The sequence below is a fragment of the Mesorhizobium sp. NZP2234 genome, from assembly GCF_013170765.1.
Taxonomy (GTDB): domain Bacteria; phylum Pseudomonadota; class Alphaproteobacteria; order Rhizobiales; family Rhizobiaceae; genus Mesorhizobium; species Mesorhizobium loti_D.
The window spans coordinates 648,138-666,003 of record NZ_CP033364.1 but is presented as its reverse complement, the minus strand read 5'-3'; the positions used below and the strand labels follow the sequence as shown (position 1 = coordinate 666,003).

The following is a 17,866-nucleotide window of genomic DNA, read 5'->3' as shown; positions in this document are numbered from 1 at the left end:
GTCGAATGGCTTTCAGAGCTTGCCGGCGAGATAGCGCGTCAGCGTGGCGCGGGCGCCATCGGCCCACAGGATGCCGAGCGCGTGGCTGAAGGCCTCGACGAATGCCGTTGCGTGGCCGACATCGCCATAGATGTCTTCCATCGCCAGCCAGGCGGCGGGCGCATCCTTTGCCGCCTTTGCCGTCGCCTGCAGCCGGTCCCAGCTCGGGTCGTTGGGTTCGATGACGGCGCCGCTGTCGGTCGTGCCGAAGCAGTAGCGGCACCAGAGGGCTGATTCCAGCGCCAGCCCGGCAACGCCTTTGCCGGTCTTGAGTCGGTCGGCGATGGTCGGGATGATGAATTTCGGCTGGCGATTGGAGCCGTCGAGGCAGAGCCGGCGCACCGTGTCGCCGATCTTGGGATTGGAGAAGCGCTTCTCGATGAGTTGGTAATAGTCCTCCAGCACCGTGTCCGGAACCGGCGGCACCGTCGGAATGATCTCGTCATGCTCGAGCTTGTCGAGAAAGCCGCGTACCAGCGGCTCCTGCATTGCCTCATGGACGAAGTGGATGTCCATCAGCCCGGCGGGATAGGCAATGGTGGCATGGCCGCCGTTGAGGATCCGGATTTTCATCAGCTCGTAGGGGGACACATCCTTGACGAACTGGACACCGACCTTCTCCAGGGCCGGCCGGCCGGCCGTGAAGTGATCCTCCAGCACCCATTGTTTGAAGGGCTCGCAGAACACCGGCCAATTGTCTTCCAGGCCGAAATCGTCGGCCAGAATCTTGCGCTCGCGGTCGGTGGTCGCCGGCGTGATTCGGTCAACCATGGCGTTTGGGAAGGCGACCTTGTCGCCCACCCATCCGGCAAGCTCTTCGTCGATCAGGCGGGCCAGCCCAATGACGCCGTCCGAGGTGACGTGGCCGTTATGGGGAATGTTGTCGCAGGACATGACGGTGAACGGCACAACGCCGTCAGCGCGCCGCCGCATCAGTCCGGCAAGGATGATGCCGAACACGGTTTTCGGGGTCGCGCCCGGTTGGGCGTCGGCGACGATGTCCGGATGAGCCGGGTTGAACTTGCCGGAGGCCGGGTCGATGAAGTAGCCGCCTTCGGTGATGGTCAGCGACACGATCTTGATCGCCGGATCGGCCAGCCTGGCTATGATGCCGGCGGCATCGCCCGGCGTCAGGAAGTCGACCATGGCGCCGGTGACGCGGGCGCTCATATGGCCGTCATCCTGCTCGACGACCGTGGTCAGCCAGTCCTGCTCCTGGAGCTTGCCGCGGCCGATCTTCTCGCCCTCGAACACACCGGCGCCGACCAGGGCCCAGTCATGGCCGACACCTGAATTGAACAGATCGTCGAGATAGACGGCCTGGTGCGAGCGGTGAAAATTGCCGACACCGAAATGCACGATGCCGGCCTTCAGTTTGGCACGGTCATATTTCGGACCCGCAACCTTGGCGGGAAGGTTCGCGAGATTGGCGGAAGAGAGTTTCACGGTCATCTGTTTTACCCTTTGGCCGGCTCCGGCCTCGTTACTCCGCCTCTCCCGGCCCAGCCGGAAGAGGATAAGGGCGGCATGCCCGCGAAGGCCAATGCAGCCTCTGATGTCGGCCTCTGCTCCTCGCGGAGGGACGAGAAACAGAGGCCGCCCCCCTCAACTCATCCACTGGCCGCCATCGACATTGTAGGTCTGGGCGACGATGTATTCGGCATCGGCGCTGGCGAGGAAGATCGCCATGCCGGCAAGGTCCTGGGCCGTGCCCATGCGGCCGTATGGCACCGCCTCGCCGACCAGTTTCTTCTTCTCGCCCCTGGGGCGGTTCTCGTATTTGGCGAACAGCGAATCGACATGATCCCAGTGCTCACCATCGACCACGCCGGGCGCGATGGCGTTGACATTGATGCGGTGCTTGATCAGGTCGAGCCCCGCCGACTGGGTAAGCGAGATGACGGCGGCCTTGGTGGCGCAGTAGACGCCGACCAGTGCCTCGCCGCGCCGTCCGGCCTGGCTCGCCATGTTGATGATCCTGCCACCCTTGCCCCGCGCGATCATCGAACGGGCGGCAGCCTGCAGCATGAACAAAGTGCCGGCGACATTGACCGAGAACAGTTTCTCGTAGCTCGCCCTGGAGATGTCGACGATCGGCGCCAGGTCGAACAGGGCGGCGTTGTTGATCAATATGTCGAGGCCGCCGGCCCGGCTCTCCACCGCCTTCACCGCGGCGTCGATCGACGCCTGATCCGTGACGTCGAGTTTGACCGCATAGGCCTTGTCGCCGATCTCGGCGGCGGATTTCCGCGCCGCTTCGAGGTTGATGTCGGCAATCGCCACCGTGGCGCCCTCGCGCACATAGGCTTCGGCGAAGGCCCTGCCGATGCCCCGCGCCGATCCCGTGATCAGCGCCGATTTGTCCTTCAGCCTCACTTCGCCATCGCCTTGCCGTCAGGGCCGAAGCGATGCAGCTTGGCCTTGTCGGGGGTGAGATAGATCGTGTCGCCGTGATGGACGGCCAGCTCGCCGTCGGCGCGCACCGTCAGCGGACCGACGCCCTCGGCCTGGACATGCAGGAAAGTGTCGGAGCCAAGATGCTCGGCAACGCCGACGGTGGCCTTCCATTCGCCCGCCGTGGTCGAGATCTGCATATGCTCGGGCCTGATGCCGATGGTCTTGGCGCCATATTTGGCCGCCGGCGCGCCCTCGATGAGGTTCATCTTCGGTGAGCCGATGAAGCCGGCGACGAACAGATTGTTCGGGGTCTTGTAGAGCTCCATCGGTGAGCCGACCTGCTCGATGTTGCCTGCGTTCAGCACGACGATCTTGTCGGCCATGGTCATGGCTTCGACCTGGTCATGGGTGACATAGATCATGGTGGTCTTCAGCTGATGGTGCAGTTCGCTGATCTCCAGGCGCATGGTGCCGCGCAACGCGGCATCGAGGTTGGAGAGCGGCTCGTCGAACAGGAAGGCCGAAGGCTGACGCACGATGGCCCGGCCGATGGCGACGCGCTGGCGCTGGCCGCCGGAGAGCTGGCCCGGCCGGCGTTCGAGGTAGTTGGTGAGGTTGAGGACGCGTGCCGCGTCCTTCACCTTCCTGTCGATGGTGGCCTGGTCCTCGCCCGCCATCTTCAGCGGGAAGGCGATGTTCTTGGCCACGGTCATATGCGGGTAGAGCGCGTAGGACTGGAACACCATGGCCAGCTTGCGCTTGGCCGGCGCCTCGCCGGTGACGTCACGGCCGTCGATGTTGATGGTGCCGCCGCTGGTGTCCTCCAGCCCGGCTATCAGCCGCAGCAGCGTGGACTTGCCGCAACCCGACGGGCCGACGAAGACGACGAACTCGCCATTCTCGATCACCAGGTCGAGGCCGGGGATGATTGACGTCGCCCCGAAGGACTTGGAGACGTTCTTGAGCGTGATGTTTCCCATGGTTTCCTCCCCGAGGGGTTATTGTCCGTCGTCCGTTGCGTGCGGCGGTATTATTTCACGGCGCCGCCCGCTATTTGACCGCGCCGAAGGTCAGGCCGCGCACCAGCTGCTTCTGGCTGAACCAGCCCATGATCAGGATCGGCGCGATCGCCAATGTCGAGGCGGCCGAAAGCTTGGCCCAGAACAGGCCTTGCGGGCTGGAGAAGGAACTGATGAAGGCGGTCAGCGGAGCAGCATCCGTGGGGGTCAGGCGGATCGTCCAGAACGCCTCGTTCCAGGCCAGGATGATGTTCAGGAGCATGGTCGAGGCAATGCCGGGCACGGCCATCGGGGTCAGCACATAGATGATCTCGTTCCACAGCGAGGCGCCGTCCATCCGGGCCGCTTCCAGGATTTCGCCGGGGATCTCGCGGAAGTAGGTGTAGAGCATCCACACCACGATCGGCAGGTTGATCAGCATCAGCATGACCATCAGGCCGATGCGGCTGTCGAGCAGTCCGAGGTTGCGGAAGATCAGGTAGATCGGGAACAGCACGGCGACCGCGGGCATCATCTTGGTGGACAGCATCCACATCAGGATGTCCTTGGTCCGCTTGGTTGGCGAGAACGCCATCGACCATGCCGCCGGAATGGCGACCAGCAGTGCGAGGATGGTCGAGCCGACCGAGAGCAGCACCGAATTGAAGAAGAACTTGAAGTAGCCGCTCTGCGCCTGGACCTCGGTATAGCTCTCGAACGTTCCCGACGGGATCAGGTTGAAGCCCTGGATCGCCTCCTGTTCCGACTTGAACGAGGTGATGATCGTGTAGAGGATCGGGAAGAAGATCAGCAGGGCCACGATCCAGGCGGCAACCGTCGCGATCGTCTTGTGCTGGGTGGTGACTGCACGTGCCATCTTGTCCTCCCTTACTTGTCGAGGTTCTTGCCGACCGCGCGCATGGCGAAGAAGGCGACGATGTTGGCGAGAATGACGGCGATCACACCGCCCGCGGATGCCTGGCCGATTTTGAACTCCAGCAGCGCCTTCTGGTAGACGAGGAAGGGCAGGTTGGTGGAGGCGTAGCCGGGGCCGCCATTGGTGGTGACGAGGATCTCGGCATAGACCGAGAGCAGGAAGATCGTCTGGATCAGGATGACCACGGTGATGGCGCGCGACATATGCGGCAGCGTCAGATAGATGAAGCGGCTGATGAAGCCGGCGCCGTCCATTTCGGCGGCTTCCTTCTGCTCGCCGTCGAGAGACTGCAGCGCGGTCAACAGGATCAGTGTCGCGAAAGGCAGCCACTGCCAGGCGACGATGATGATGATGGCCGTCAGCGGATGCTGCCCGAACCAGTCGATCGGTTGCATCCCGAAGAAGCGCGCTATGTCGGCGAACACCCCATATTGCGGGTGCATGATCATGTTCTTCCAGACCAGCGCGGCCACCGGCGGCATGACGAAGAACGGCGAAATGACGAGGATGCGCACGATCCCCTGACCCCACATCGGCTGGTCGATCAAGAGCGCCAGCAGGATGCCTCCGATCACCGTGATCAACAGGACACTGACCACCAGGATCAGGGTGTTGAGAATCGACTGCAGGAAGGCGGGGTTGGAATAGAACAGCGCGTAGTTGGAGAAACCGACGAATCCGTCGCGGATCGGGTTGAGCGGATTGTACTGCTGGAAGGAGAACCAGAGCGTGAGTGCCAGCGGCACGATCATCCAGACGAACAGCAGCACAACGGATGGCGCCATCATGAAACGGGCAAGCGAACGGGTCTGCTGAGTAGCCATGACGGTCACCCTTCAATGGTCAGACTGAATTTTCACAGGCGTTGAAGGCGGCCGCCCGAGCTGGGAACTCGGGCGGCCGTTGCCGGTCGAGGAGGCAACCGGCATTCGGCACCGGGAGGAGCCTTACTTGATATACCCGCCCTCGGTCATCGCCGCGGTGGCGGCGTCCTGGGCCTGCTTCAGCGCATCGTCGACGCTCGACTGGCCGGCAAGAGCCGCCGAGAAGAGCTGGCCTACAGTGGTGCCAAGGCCCTGGAACTCAGGGATGGCGACGAACTGGACGCCGACATAGGGCACCGGCTTGACGGTCGGATGCGTCGGGTCGGCGGCATTGATGGAGTCCAGCGTCATCTTGGCGAACGGAGCCGCCTTCTGGTACTCGGCATTGGCATAGAGCGAGGAGCGCGTGCCCGGAGGAACGTTGGCCCAGCCTTCCTTCGAAGCGACCAGCTCGGCATAGTGCTTGCTGGTCGCCCAGGACACGAATTTCTCGGCGGCGTCGGCCTTCTTGGTGCCGGCGGGAATGGCCAGCGACCATGCCCACAGCCAGTTGCCGCGCTTGCCCAGCCCATTGTCCGGCGCCAGCGCATAGCCGACCTTGTCGGCGACGGTCGAGTTCTTCGGGTCGGAGACGAAGGACGCCGCGACGGTGGCATCGATCCACATGCCGCACTTGCCCTGCTGGAAGAGCGCCAGGTTTTCGTTGAAGCCGTTGGAGGACGCCCCCTCGGGGCCATCGGCCTTCATCAGGTCGACATAGAACTGCAGCGTCTTCTTCCATTCCGGCTGGTCGAACTGCGGCTTCCAGTTCTCGTCGAACCAGCGGGCGCCGAAGGAGTTCGACATGGCGGTCAGGAAGGCCATGTTCTCGCCCCAGCCGGCCTTGCCGCGCAGGCACACGCCGTTCACGCCATTGGCGCGGTCGGTCATCTTGTCGGCGGCCTGCTTGATGAAGTCCCAGGTCGGTGCGTCGGGCATCTTCAGTCCGGCCTTCTCCATCAGGTCCTTGCGGTACATGACGAAGGAGCTTTCGCCGTAGAAGGGCGCGGCATAGAGCTTGCCGTCGACCGAAAGACCGCCGGCGATGGCCGGAATGATGTCCTTGGCGTCATAGTCGTCGCCGAGCTTGTCGAGCGGCAGCAGCCAGCTCTGCTTGGCCCAGATCGGAACCTCGTAGGTGCCGATGGTCATCACGTCATACTGGCCGCCCTTGGTGGCGATGTCGGTAGTGACGCGCTCGCGCAGCACGTTTTCTTCAAGTGTGACCCAGTTGAGCTGGATGTCGGGGTTTGCCTTGGTGAAGTCGTCGGTCAGCTTCTGCATGCGGACCATATCGCCATTGTTGACGGTGGCGATGGTGATGGATTCGGCGTGTGCGGCGAAGGCGAGAGCGCTGGCCGACAACAAGCCCAGGGTGAGCGTGCGAAGTTTCATCAAATTCCTCCCATGAACCAAGATGAGCATTTGCCTTGGCTGTGAGCAATTACTCACTAAGTCTTAATTATGTCAAGCCGGATTCGATGCTGCAGCGCAGCACTCGACGGACCGGACGCACGAGGGACGCATGGAAACTGGGACGACGAACCGCCCCTGGGCCGGATATCAGGCGACGGGACAGGAAGGTCTGGAGGCTCGCGGCGGGTGCGAAGCGCCTGTCAGCAGGCGATCTCGGCAAGCAGCCAGTCGCGAAAGGCGCGGATCTTCGGCACGTTGCGGCGGGCCTCGGGATAGACCAGCCAGTAGGCGTGGCCATCGTCGCCGACCAGGTCGAAGGGCTGGATCAGCCGACCGTCGGCAAGTTCGGCCTTGAACAGGGCCCGGGTCAGGATCGCCACGCCATGGCCTGATATGGCCGCGTTGGCCTCATAGGCCTGGGCGCCCATGCTGCTGCCGGGCCGCTTGGCAAGGTCGTGCGAGTGCACGCCCGCCGTCTCGAACCATTGTGTCCACCAGATGTCGCCGGGATCGAGGATCGGCAGCCGCAGCAGGTCCGCCGGCTCCTTGATCCCGCCGATGCTCGCCGCGAGTTTCGGGCTTAGCATCGGGGTGAAATCGGCATCGAGCAGCTTGTGGGCCTCCAGGCCCGGCCATTTGCCGCCGCCCGAACGGATGGCGAGGTCGACGTCCTCGCGGGCGAAATCCGTCAGCCGGCTCGATGTTTCGAGCCGCACGGCAAGGGCTGGATGGGCCATCTGGAACGAACCCAGATGGTGCGCCAACCAGTTGGAGGCAAAGGTCAGCACGGTGGTGACGCACAGCAACCCATCCGCGCCGCCACGTGCCGCCGCATAGGCCTGGCCAAGGATGGCGAAGGCCTCGCTGACGGCCGGCGCCAGGCGCTGCCCGGCTTCGGTCAGCTCGATCTGGCGCGGCCGGCGCAGGAACAGCGGTGCACCGACGCGCTCTTCCAGCACCTTGATCTGATAGCTGACGGCAGCTTGCGTCATGGCGAGCTCCGCCGCGGCCTTGGTGAAGGAAAGATGCCGCGCCACCGCTTCGAACACACGGATCGCCTGCAGCGGCGGGAGTTGCGAAATCTGTCGCGGGCCAAGGTCAGGCATAAAGCCTCCTTATGGGTTCTTATCGACGTTCGATTGGCAAAGGCGGCCGGCAAGACCGACATTCAGCATCAACCGGTCATTCGGGTTGAGGATAGCGAAGGTTGACGATCATGACCATGGCGCAACAAAAATGCACTCCCGCTCCAGATCATCGCTGGATTTCGTGGCTCGCGGACGGATTCGGCTGGTTCGCGGTCAGGAAGAAGGCGCATCTCGACATCCGGGACCTGTCGCCGCATCTGCAGCGCGACCTCGGGTTCCTCGACGGCAACGACCCTTTCGGGCGGCATAGATAGCCTTGTCGGCTTTATCGCGGAACAGTCTCCCCTGCCGCACCCGGCAAACGGCAGCGAGTCCCCGAGGGGTCAGAGGCTGGCCAGCAGGGCTGTCGCCGTCCGCTCGTCGGTGATGAGCCCATTGACCAATCGGCGGTTCACGGCCGCCAGGATCCCCGGCAGCTTGCGCTCACCCATGGCGAGCGCAATGACCAGCGACTTTTCGCGTGACGGCAGCGAGGCCGACGACACCCGGTCGTTGGTGATGCCCTCGATCATGCGGCCTTCCCTGTCGAACACCCAGCCGACGATCTCTGCGATGCCGCCCGCTTTCTGCAGGGCTTTCAGCTCGCTTTCCGAGATGAAGCCGTCCTCGTAGAGGGGTGCCTTCGGACCGAGGTCGCCGATGCCGATGAAAGTGACGTCGGCCTCGGCGGCGAGCGCCAGCGTCGGCTGGATCATCGGCTGGTTGAGCAGCATCTCGCGCTCCTGCGGCGAGGAGGCGATGACCGGCAGCGGCATCGGGAAGGAGCGCGCCTTGACCCTGTCGGCCATGGTGAAGATGACGTTGTAGAAGGCCGCCGAACCGTCCGGCGAGATGTTGCCGGTCAAGGACACCACCTTGTGCTGCGGGCACTCCATGGGCGGCAATTGCTCGATGGCCGCCTTCAGCGTGCGCCCGGTGCCGATCCCCATGACGATCGGTGTCGGCGACCGCAGCCGCCGCTCGATCTCGGCGGCCGCCGCCTCGGCGATGCCGATGGTGGTGGAGGACGAATTGGGATCGCTCGGCACCACCTCGACCAGATCGAGCGCGAAGCGGGATCTCAGTCGTGCGGCGAGGTCAAGGCAGTTGGCGATCGGATGATCGACGCGCACCTTGATCAAGCCTTCCGACACCGCCAGCGACACCAGCCGCTGCGCCGTCTGCCGCGAAATGCCGAGCGTGGTGGCAATCTGGTCCTGTGTGTTGCCGGCGACATAATAGAGCCAGCCGGCGCGCGCCGCGTCGTCCAGCCTGTTGCTGCCGCCATCCTGCCGGGTATTCACGTCCTGCCTCCCGAAACCGCTGCTCACAGGAGCGGCCGTTTCCAGTTTCGCAGGGAACGGCCTCCTGCGCAATTGTCAATCGCAAGGGCAATTGCTTGCTCCTTCGCGGTTGGGATTTTTCCCGGCGGCAATGTTCCAATGCGGGAAGCAGGGTGGCGTCGGGTCCGGTCGCGGCCAGCTTCTGTGATCCCGACGGTTTATCTCCCGGCGCAAACCCTTTAAGGGGATCGCAAAAGGAGCTCTGCATGACACCGAAGGCGGTTTTCTGGGACATGGATGGCACGCTGGTCGACAGCGAGCCGTTGCACGAGGCAGCCCTTGTGGCGGCAATGCGCAATGTCGGCCTCACGCCGCCATCCGACTTGCATGAGCGTGTCCTCGGCGTCGCCGCCTGGCCGGTCTATGAAATGATGCGCGACGAGTTCGGCCTGGACTTGGCCTTCGACGACTGGATCGTGCGCAAATACGAGCACTACCTGCCGCTGGTCGAGGGCTTGCGGCCGCGTCCCGGCGCGATCGAAGTGTTCAATGAATTGCGGGCGCTCGGCGTTCAGCAAGCCGTGGTCTCCAATTCCGACCGGCTGATCGTCGATGCCAATCTGCGCGCGGTCGGCCTCTTTTATCCCGGCATGAAGACGATCAGTCGCAACGACGTGCGCGAAGGCAAGCCGCATGCCGAGCCCTTCCTGCGCGCGGCCTATCTGGCCGATGTCGATCCCGCGCACGCGGTCGCTGTCGACGACAGCTGGCCGGGCGCCATGGCGGGGCTGGCGGCGGGCATGAAGACGATCTTCTGGCCGGAAAAGCCGATGGAAGGACCGCCCGGCGCCACCGTCATCAACAGCGCCGAGGAATTGCGGGCTCAGCTCGGGCTCTAATTCCGGTAAACCGGCTCTTCCTCGTCGAGGATCGCCTTCAGCTCGGCGAGATGGCGCTCGGCCTGGCCGGGATAGTCGTCCATTTCGCTGGCCGTCTTCTCGGCGATGGCGTGGGACAGCGTGCGCAGCGGCCGGCCGGTCCACAGCGCCTTGATGTAGGTCTCGGCCGCGCGCTCGAAATAGAACATGCGGTTGAAGGCGTCGGCAACCGTGTCGCCGATCACCAGCACGCCGTGATTGCCCATCACCATCACCTTGACCTTGGGGTCGGTGAGAAGCTGCGAGCAGCGCTCGCCCTCTTCCTCGAAGGCCAGCCCGCCATAATGCGCGTCGACGACATGGCGGTTGAAGAACATCGCCGAATTCTGGTCGATCGGCGGCAATGTCGAATCGGCCAGCGAGGCCAGCACCGTGGCATGGATCGAATGGACATGCATGACGCAGCGCGCATGCGGCACGTTGCGATGAATGGCGCCGTGCAGGCCCCAGGCCGTCGGATCCGGCGCGTTGGGGCCCGACAGCGTGTCCGGATCGTTGGCGTCGATCATCAACAGGTCGCTCGCCTTGATGCGCGAGAAATGCACCTGGTTGGGGTTCATCAGGAACTGCGTGCCGTTCTCGTTGACCGCCAGCGAGAAATGGTTGGCCACCGCCTCGTGCATGTTGAGCCGTGCTGTCCAGCGAAAGGCACAGGCGAGATCGACGCGCTCCTCATAGAAGGGCAGGTTGGTCAGCGTTTCCTTCTGCAGGCGGGCGATGCTCATCGAATATCCTCCGGTTTTGGCGAGAATGCCGCGATCAACGGCTGCTCGCAACGGGTTTTGGTTGGTGCAGGCAGATGCGGATCCTGTCAGGCCGCCGTGCTGGCGGCGGTGCCGGTCCTCAGTCCGCCATGCTCGACGATGAAATCGATGACCTCCTGCAGCCCTTTGCCGCGCGACAGGTCGGTGAAGCCGAACGGGCGCTTGCCGCGCATGCGGCCGGCGTCGCTCTCCATGACGTCGAGGTTGACGTTCACATAGGGCGCCAGATCGCTCTTGTTGATGATCAGGAAGTCCGAGCGGGTGATCGCCGGCCCGCCCTTGCGCGGGATTTCCTCGCCCTGGCAGACCGAGATGACATAAAGCGTCAGATCCGCAAGGTCCGGCGAGAAGGTGGCGGCAAGGTTGTCGCCGCCGGATTCGATGAAGATGATGTCGAGATCGGGGAATTTCCGGTTGAGCTCGGCTATGGCCTGCAAATTGATCGATGCGTCCTCGCGAATGGCGGTATGCGGGCAGCCGCCGGTCTCGACACCGACGATGCGCTCCTCGGGCAGGGCCTGCAGCCGGGCCAGCATCATGGCATCTTCCCTGGTGTAGATGTCATTGGTGACCACGGCGATGGAGAATTCGTCGCGCAGCGCCTTGCAGAGTTTTTCGGTGAGCGTCGTCTTGCCGGAGCCGACGGGGCCGCCAATGCCGATGCGAAGAGGACCGTTGGCTTGAGTCATGTTGGGAACTCCGTGATGGCAAGGATGGCGAAGCCAAGCCCGATCAACAGGCAAAGCGGCGAATAGTACCGGACGTCGAGCCGGGCGAAAGGCTGCTCGGGCGCCAGCCGCCGCCACCACGGCGTGAAGCCGGCAATGCCGCGGCCCAGGAACACCAGGCCGATGAGCAGCGACGTGGCGGCCAGGCCCTCTTTCGGGAAGGGCGAGGCAAAGAAGCCGATCAGTGCCAGCGGCCAGAGTGTCGCCAGGCCGAGACACGCCGCCACGGCGAAACTGGCGAAGGGCGTCGGCATTTCGTCGACACCGCGAAAGCCGACGACGGCGCGGGCGCAGGAGGCCGCGTCCCTGCCCGGCCAGATGCCGCCAATGCCCCAATAGACATGCAGCGCCGTGATCAGCAGCAGGACGAAGGACAGCGCGAGGGCAAGCATGATCATGAGCGGAACAGCCGCGAATACTGGGTTTCGTGCTTCATCGCCGTGATGTCGGAGACGAAGGCGCAGCCGCCGAGATCATCCAATGTCGAGCGCGACGCGCGGCCGGCGGTCGCGAGCGCCAGCGGCTCGAAGCCGGCCAGCAGCGTGGTGGCCTCGCTCTGGCCGACGACACCGAGCCTGATCGCCGCCTGGACAAGGTTGGAGAAGAAGGCCTGCAGGAAGGCGGACAGCGCATCATCAAGCGCAATTCCGTTGCCGCCGGCAATGGCGCCGACTGCGACACAGTAGGCGCATTCGGCCGGCAAGCGCCCCAGCACCGGATTGGGCCATGCGGCGGCGGCCTTTAGGAAGGCGGCGCCTTGCAGCATGGTCTCGGCGTGGCGTTCCCGCGAGCCGGCGAGCGCCTCGGCCAGGGCAGCCACTTCGTCGAGGTCGCCTGCGCTGCGGGCGCGGCGCCAGCTTTCGGAAAACAGCACTGCATCGTTCCAGCCAGAGCCCATCTCGATCAGTGTTTCCAGCCAGCCGGCAAGGCCAGTGGCATCGCAAACCAGGCCGTCATGCACCGCGCGCTCGAGGCCGTGGCTGTAGGCAAAGCCGCCGACTGGAAAGACCGGCGACAGCCACGCCATCAGCCGCAGCAGGGCGATGTTCGAAGGCTGGTCAGTCATGGTCGTGGTGATGACCGGCGTGGGAATGGCTGTGCGAATGGGAATGCGTCTCGCCATGTGAATGGGAATGCGCTTCCGCGTGGCTGTGGGCATGGCCGTGATCGTGACTGTGCGCGCCGCCATGGCCGGAATAGGCGCCGCGCACCGGCTTGAACGGCTCGGAAACCTCGCGCACCGTGGCGCCAAGCCCTTCAAGCATCGCCTTGATGACATGGTCGCGCAGGATGACGATGCGATCCGCCTCGATGCCCGCCGCGAGATGTCGGTTGCCGATGTGCCAGGCAAGCTCGGTCAGATGCACGCCGTCGCGGGCGCGGATATCATAGATCTCTTCCGGAGCGGCAACGATCTCGACATGGCGGCCATCCTCCAGCACCAGCCGGTCGCCGTCGTTCAGGGCAACCGGCTCGGGAAGGTCGACCAGCACCTTGCTGCCGTCGGACAGTTCGATGGCGCGGCGGCGCAGATGCCGTTCGTCATGAGGCAGAACGGCGCGCCCGGACGGCACGATGTCCCCCGCCTCGCCGGCGGCCAGCACCGAAACGGCGCGCGGGAATTTGGTGAAATCGGTGTTGAGGTTGAGCTTCATTTCATGGCTCCGCATTGGAGCGCCGCGCGTCCTCTTGGACGCGCAAGGGACGCTCTGACATTTTTGAATCTATGCATCATGCTTTCCGGAAATCGATTCCGATTTTCGGGCCGATGCATTGGCTTGCGCCCGCGCGCGGGCAGGGCGCGAAAGCACCCGGTCGAAATAGGCGTTGACGCGCTCGGACTCGATCGGGAATTTTCCAGCCCGGGCCCAGCCGCCCATGTCGCCGAGCAGCACGTCGACGGCGGAAAACCGGTCGCCGAGCGCAAACGGCTTGTCGCCAAGCCGGCGGTCCAGCGCCTTGGTTTCAGAAGCGAAATCGTAGGCGGCAGCGGGGCCGACATCGACCCGAACCTCCTTAGGCAGCAGGAAGCGGTGGCGCAATTTGTTCCACAGCGGCGCCTCGAACTCGCTCTGGGCAAAATGCATCCAGGAATCCATCTCGGCACGGCCGGCGATACCTGGATTGGCACCCATGCCCTTGTCGGCGTGTTTGTCGGCCAGGTAGACGCAGATCGCCGCCGAATCCGTCACCGTCAGCTCGCCGTCGATGAGGATCGGCACCTTGCCCGATGGGTTGAGCGCATAGGCTTCCGGCGAGCGCAATTTGACTTCGACGAATTCATAGGGCTGCCCGAGTTCCTCGAGCATCCAGAGGACGCGGCTGACCCGGGAGCCCTGTGATCCGACGGCCTTGTACATGGTTGGCCCCTGCATTCGCGGCAACTCTAGACCATCCCTCGCGGTCATACGATCGTGTCGAAGAGCCGCAGGATGAACGATATCTGATAGATCAGCGCCGCCGCGACAAAGGCGGTGTGAAAGCGGCGGTCGCGCACCAGGATCGCGGCAATGCAGAGTGCGACGAAGATCGGCGTGCGGAACAGATATTCGTTGCCGAAATGGGCGAAATGCTCGGGCCCTTTCAGCAACGTGTCGATCACGTCGAGCAGATAGGTGGCCGCCAGCAGGCCGAAGAACCAGGCGCGGCGCGAATAGAAGAAATCCTCGTAGCTTGTGTAGTCCAGCATCGAATCCGGAAACAGCAGCGCGCAGAGCAGGAACAGCGTGATCGCGTAGAAGATGATGAAAAGGTATTTGCCGAAGGTCCATGCCTCGATGGCGTAGAGGCCGAACTCCCACCACCAGAAATGCACCAGCATCAGAAGCACCGAGGCGACCCAGGCCAGATGCACGGGATAGAGCCGGTACTGGCCGGGATGCTGGATGATACGGGCCACCCCCGACAGCAGGCGGGTGACACCAAGTCCGATCACCATGCCCATGACGATGCGGATGTGCGGGAAGATGTCGTGGGCGGAGGCTATTTCGGTGGCCATGGCAAGTCATGCGGTTTCATTGAGCCGCATATTGCGGTGTCACGGCACCTGCCGCAATGGGTTTCGCGCCCGTCGGTTCGGTCGCCGATCCAGCATCAAAACAGGAAATACCGTTGCGCCATTGGCAGCACGGTTGCCGGCTCGCAAGTGAGCAATTCGCCGTCGGCGCGGACCTCGTATGTTTCGGGGTCGACCTCGACATGCGGCGTGGCGTCGTTGAGCACCATCGAATGCTTGCCGATGCCGCCGCGGGTGTTTTCCACGGCGACGAACTGCTTGTCGACGCCGAGCCGGCCATGCAGGCCGGACTCGAGTGCCGCCTTGGAAACGAAGGTCACGGATGAGTTGGTCCTGGCCTTGCCATAGGCGCCGAACATCGGCCGGTAGTGCATCGGCTGCGGTGTCGGGATCGAGGCGTTGGGGTCGCCCATCGGGGCGGCGGCGATCATGCCGCCGATCAGCACCATGTCCGGCTTGACGCCGAAGAAGGCTGGGTTCCACAGCACCAGGTCGGCGCGTTTGCCGACGGCGATCGAGCCGATCTCTTTCGACAGGCCATGCGCGATGGCCGGGTTGATCGTGTATTTGGCGATGTAGCGGCGGACACGGAAATTGTCGTTGTTGCCTGTCTCCTGCGGCAGCGAACCACGCTGGCGCTTCATCTTGTCGGCGGTCTGCCAGGTCCGGATCGCGACTTCGCCGACGCGGCCCATGGCCTGACTGTCCGACGAGATGATCGAGAAGGCGCCGATGTCGTGCAGGATATCCTCGGCCGCGATCGTTTCCTTGCGGATGCGGCTTTCGGCGAAGGCGATATCCTCGGGGATCGACGGCGACAGATGATGGCAGACCATCAGCATGTCGAGATGCTCGGCCAGCGTGTTGACGGTGTAAGGCCTGGTCGGGTTGGTCGAGGAGGGGATGACGTTGGGCAGGCCGCAGACCTTGATGATGTCGGGGGCATGGCCGCCGCCCGCGCCCTCGGTGTGGAAGGCGTGGATGGTGCGCCCCTTGATCGCCGCCACCGTGTTCTCGACGAAGCCGGATTCGTTGAGCGTGTCGGTGTGGATCATCACCTGCACGTCGTAATCGTCGGCAACCGACAGGCAGCAATCGATGGCGGCCGGCGTCGTGCCCCAGTCCTCATGCAGCTTCAGCGAGCAGGCGCCGGCGAGCACCATCTCTTCCAGCGCGGCGGGCAAGGAGGCATTGCCCTTGCCCGACAGACCGATATTCATCGGGAAGGCGTCGAAGGACTGGATCATGCGGGCCATGTGCCACGGCCCCGGCGTGCAGGTGGTGGCCAGCGTGCCGTGCGCTGGGCCGGTGCCGCCGCCGAGCATGGTGGTGATGCCGCTCATCAGCGCTTCCTCGATCTGCTGCGGACAGATGAAGTGGATATGCGCGTCGAAGCCGCCTGGTGTCAGGATCTTGCCCTCGCCGGCGATGATTTCCGTGCCTGGGCCGATGATGATGGTGACGCCATCCTGCGTGTCCGGGTTGCCGGCCTTGCCGATCGCGGCGATCCGGCCGTCCTTCAGGCCAATATCGGCCTTGAGGATGCCGGCGGTGGCATCGACCACCAGGGCGTTGGTGATGACGGTGTCGACCGCGCCCTGCGCCCGCGACACCTGGCTCTGGCCCATGCCGTCGCGGATGACCTTGCCGCCGCCGAATTTTACTTCTTCACCGTGAATGGTGAGGTCCTTTTCAACCTCGATGAAGAGTTCGGTATCGGCCAGCCTGACCCTGTCACCGACGGTCGGGCCATACATCTGGGCGTAGGTGGAACGCGAGATTCTGGCCATCAGAGATTGCTCCCGAAATTTGGAATGGTTGAGGCCGGGGTGCACATTGACGCCATCCAATGGTCACGCAATGACCCGGTGGGCGACACCTTCTGATCCCATTTGGCGGTTGAGGTGAGCACGTCACCCCCAAACGACCGTTTGCCAAATCGATGGAAGGAAAATCCATGCGCAAAGCGATAGTTCTTGCAGCCGCCGCCAGCCTGATGCTGGCCGGTGCCGCCAGTGCCCAGCAGCAGCCCGCGCAACAACCCGCTCCGGCCACGCCTGCCCCCAAGGCGGCCACTCCCGCCCCTGGCGGTCAGCAGGCCGCGCCGGGGATCCAGAGCGTCAACATCGTCGATATCACAGAACTGCCGAAAGACACCCAGACGCAGGTCAATCAGGTGATCGCCCAGCGTGGCGACGCCGGCCTGCAGAAGCTGCGCAGTTCGATCGATGCCACACCCAAGGTGAAATCCGCCCTCGAGGCAAAGGGAATGACCTCGGCGCAGGTTGTCGCGGCCAGCATGGAACCCAATGGGGCGCTGACCTTGATCACCAAGAAGGCCAGCTGACGGCATGGCTCGGCGGGCCGAGATTCGGTCCGCCGGCCGCATCATGGGGGGAACCGTGGCAGGGCTGGAGTCGTTTCGTTTCCTGAGTGCTGGAACAAACTGCGAAAGCGAACGATGACCGTCACCACCTTGCCCGATGGCCGATGGCTGTATGTCATAGCCGCGACTGCGTTTCTGGCAGCGAGCTTTCCTCAGGCCGCGCTGAACGCGCAGGGTCTTGAAAGCCCGGAGACCGTCGATCGGATCGTCGGCTCCCAAGTCAGCGCGGAAGAGGCCAAGGCCACCGCTGAAATCGGCAAAGTCACCTCGGCGATCGACCGCACGCGTGAAAACATCAGCACGGTGCGCAAGACCTCCAAGCTCGACAAGGTCGATATCGTGTTCCTGACCGACGCGGCGCGCAGCGAAGGCGGCCCGCCGGCGGTCATCGAGAACAAGGTCCGGCAGCATCGGGATGATGTCGCGGAACTGCGCAAGGAGATCGAGGCCAACGCCTTGCTCTACAACGCGATCGATTCGCGGCGCGTGCTTGCGCAGGACATTCTGGCCGTCGAGTTCGACAATCCGGGGAAGATCGTCATCTATGCGGCCGCCAAACCGTCGGACTAGAGCAATTTCAGGAAAAGTCTGAAGCGGTTTTCCCGGGGAGCGCGTATGGCGCTTCCTCCTTGGAATCCGTTCGCGCCGCGCGTGAGACGCCACAAAACTCACAGCTTGCCCATCACCTTCTGCTGGAATCCATAGACCTCGCGTTTGCCGCCAAGCGGCACCAGCGTGACGTCGCGCTCCTGGCCTGGCTCGAAGCGCATGGCGGTGCCGGCGGCAATGTCGAGGCGCATGCCGCGCGCCTGTTCGCGGTCGAATTTCAGTCCTTCGTTGGTTTCGAAGAAATGATAGTGGCTACCGACCTGGATCGGCCGGTCGCCGCTGTTGGCGACTTTCAAGGTGACGGTCGGCAGACCCTTGTTGAGCTCGATGTCGCCTTGGGCGGGGATGATTTCGCCAGGGATCAT

21 protein-coding genes are annotated in these 17,866 nt (G+C 63.8%); 4 read left to right on the top strand and 17 right to left on the bottom strand.

The window, feature by feature from the left end:
* Positions 1-12: 12 nt before the first annotated feature.
* The 7 genes from EB230_RS03120 to gcvA all read right to left on the bottom strand — a co-directional run bounded on the left by EB230_RS03120 (position 13) and on the right by gcvA (position 7,756).
* Entirely contained in the window at positions 13-1,491 is a 1,479-nt protein-coding gene (locus EB230_RS03120) for a mannitol dehydrogenase family protein (protein ID WP_056568514.1), read from the bottom strand.
* A 153-nt stretch (positions 1,492-1,644) separates the two neighbouring features.
* Positions 1,645-2,415, bottom strand: coding sequence for an L-iditol 2-dehydrogenase (locus tag EB230_RS03115; RefSeq protein ID WP_172371305.1), 771 nt, complete (start codon positions 2,413-2,415; stop codon positions 1,645-1,647).
* Positions 2,412-3,416 carry an ABC transporter ATP-binding protein gene (locus EB230_RS03110; RefSeq protein ID WP_056568520.1) on the bottom strand — a complete coding sequence of 335 codons (1,005 nt, stop codon included), beginning with the start codon at positions 3,414-3,416 and terminating at the stop codon, positions 2,412-2,414. The genes EB230_RS03115 and EB230_RS03110 overlap by 4 nt, the downstream gene beginning before the upstream one ends.
* A 70-nt stretch (positions 3,417-3,486) precedes the next feature.
* Complete coding sequence (locus tag EB230_RS03105) at positions 3,487-4,311, bottom strand: carbohydrate ABC transporter permease (protein WP_172371303.1); 825 nt, start codon at positions 4,309-4,311, stop codon at positions 3,487-3,489.
* A gap of 11 nt (positions 4,312-4,322) precedes the next feature.
* Complete coding sequence (locus EB230_RS03100; RefSeq protein WP_056568526.1) at positions 4,323-5,195, bottom strand: sugar ABC transporter permease; 873 nt, start codon at positions 5,193-5,195, stop codon at positions 4,323-4,325.
* A gap of 123 nt (positions 5,196-5,318) precedes the next feature.
* A complete protein-coding gene (locus EB230_RS03095; protein ID WP_056568529.1) occupies positions 5,319-6,629 on the bottom strand; it encodes a sugar ABC transporter substrate-binding protein in 1,311 nt (436 codons plus the stop codon).
* Positions 6,630-6,850: 221 nt separating this feature from the next.
* The gene (gcvA, locus tag EB230_RS03090) at positions 6,851-7,756 is read right to left on the bottom strand and encodes a transcriptional regulator GcvA (RefSeq protein WP_172371301.1); all 906 of its coding nucleotides are present in this window, start codon (positions 7,754-7,756) and stop codon (positions 6,851-6,853) included.
* Positions 7,757-7,866: 110 nt separating this feature from the next.
* Between gcvA and EB230_RS03085 the strand changes: the two genes are divergently transcribed.
* Positions 7,867-8,052, top strand: coding sequence for a hypothetical protein (locus tag EB230_RS03085; RefSeq protein ID WP_172374975.1), 186 nt, complete (start codon positions 7,867-7,869; stop codon positions 8,050-8,052).
* Between the two features lie 69 nt (positions 8,053-8,121).
* Here the strand turns inward: EB230_RS03085 and EB230_RS03080 are convergent, their stop codons facing one another.
* Positions 8,122-9,081, bottom strand: a complete 960-nt coding sequence (locus EB230_RS03080) for a sugar-binding transcriptional regulator (RefSeq protein WP_056568536.1) — start codon at positions 9,079-9,081, stop codon at positions 8,122-8,124.
* 245 nt (positions 9,082-9,326) lie between these two features.
* Here EB230_RS03080 and EB230_RS03075 point away from each other — a divergent pair, with 245 nt between their 5' ends.
* The gene (locus EB230_RS03075) at positions 9,327-9,959 is read left to right on the top strand and encodes an HAD family phosphatase (protein ID WP_056568538.1); all 633 of its coding nucleotides are present in this window, start codon (positions 9,327-9,329) and stop codon (positions 9,957-9,959) included.
* On the opposite strand, the gene EB230_RS03070 is transcribed toward EB230_RS03075, so the two are convergent.
* From EB230_RS03070 to ureC, 8 genes are all read right to left on the bottom strand, one after another.
* Positions 9,956-10,723: a class II aldolase and adducin N-terminal domain-containing protein gene (locus EB230_RS03070; RefSeq protein WP_056568541.1), complete on the bottom strand. Its 768-nt coding sequence runs from the start codon at positions 10,721-10,723 to the stop codon at positions 9,956-9,958. The genes EB230_RS03075 and EB230_RS03070 overlap by 4 nt on opposite strands.
* 86 nt (positions 10,724-10,809) lie before the next feature.
* On the bottom strand, positions 10,810-11,451 hold the full coding sequence (gene ureG, locus EB230_RS03065; RefSeq protein ID WP_056568543.1) for an urease accessory protein UreG: 642 nt from the start codon (positions 11,449-11,451) through the stop codon (positions 10,810-10,812).
* Positions 11,448-11,888, bottom strand: coding sequence for a DUF3995 domain-containing protein (locus EB230_RS03060; protein WP_056568546.1), 441 nt, complete (start codon positions 11,886-11,888; stop codon positions 11,448-11,450). The genes ureG and EB230_RS03060 overlap by 4 nt, the downstream gene beginning before the upstream one ends.
* Positions 11,885-12,556 (bottom strand): urease accessory protein UreF, encoded by a 672-nt coding sequence (locus EB230_RS03055; RefSeq protein WP_056568549.1) that lies wholly within the window; start codon positions 12,554-12,556, stop codon positions 11,885-11,887. The genes EB230_RS03060 and EB230_RS03055 overlap by 4 nt, the downstream gene beginning before the upstream one ends.
* Complete coding sequence (gene ureE, locus EB230_RS03050; RefSeq protein ID WP_065005426.1) at positions 12,549-13,145, bottom strand: urease accessory protein UreE; 597 nt, start codon at positions 13,143-13,145, stop codon at positions 12,549-12,551. The genes EB230_RS03055 and ureE overlap by 8 nt, the downstream gene beginning before the upstream one ends.
* A 69-nt stretch (positions 13,146-13,214) precedes the next feature.
* A complete protein-coding gene (locus EB230_RS03045; protein WP_056568558.1) occupies positions 13,215-13,850 on the bottom strand; it encodes a glutathione S-transferase family protein in 636 nt (211 codons plus the stop codon).
* Positions 13,851-13,894: 44 nt separating this feature from the next.
* Entirely contained in the window at positions 13,895-14,488 is a 594-nt protein-coding gene (locus tag EB230_RS03040) for a hypothetical protein (protein ID WP_056568563.1), read from the bottom strand.
* A gap of 95 nt (positions 14,489-14,583) precedes the next feature.
* Entirely contained in the window at positions 14,584-16,299 is a 1,716-nt protein-coding gene (ureC, locus tag EB230_RS03035; RefSeq protein ID WP_162258913.1) for an urease subunit alpha, read from the bottom strand.
* Positions 16,300-16,463: 164 nt separating this feature from the next.
* Between ureC and EB230_RS03030 the strand changes: the two genes are divergently transcribed.
* Both EB230_RS03030 and EB230_RS03025 read left to right on the top strand, forming a co-directional pair.
* Positions 16,464-16,853 (top strand): hypothetical protein, encoded by a 390-nt coding sequence (locus EB230_RS03030; protein ID WP_081295057.1) that lies wholly within the window; start codon positions 16,464-16,466, stop codon positions 16,851-16,853.
* Positions 16,854-16,967: 114 nt separating this feature from the next.
* A complete protein-coding gene (locus EB230_RS03025) occupies positions 16,968-17,462 on the top strand; it encodes a hypothetical protein (RefSeq protein WP_056568572.1) in 495 nt (164 codons plus the stop codon).
* Positions 17,463-17,560: 98 nt separating this feature from the next.
* On the opposite strand, the gene EB230_RS03020 is transcribed toward EB230_RS03025, so the two are convergent.
* Complete coding sequence (locus EB230_RS03020) at positions 17,561-17,866, bottom strand: urease subunit beta (protein ID WP_056568575.1); 306 nt, start codon at positions 17,864-17,866, stop codon at positions 17,561-17,563.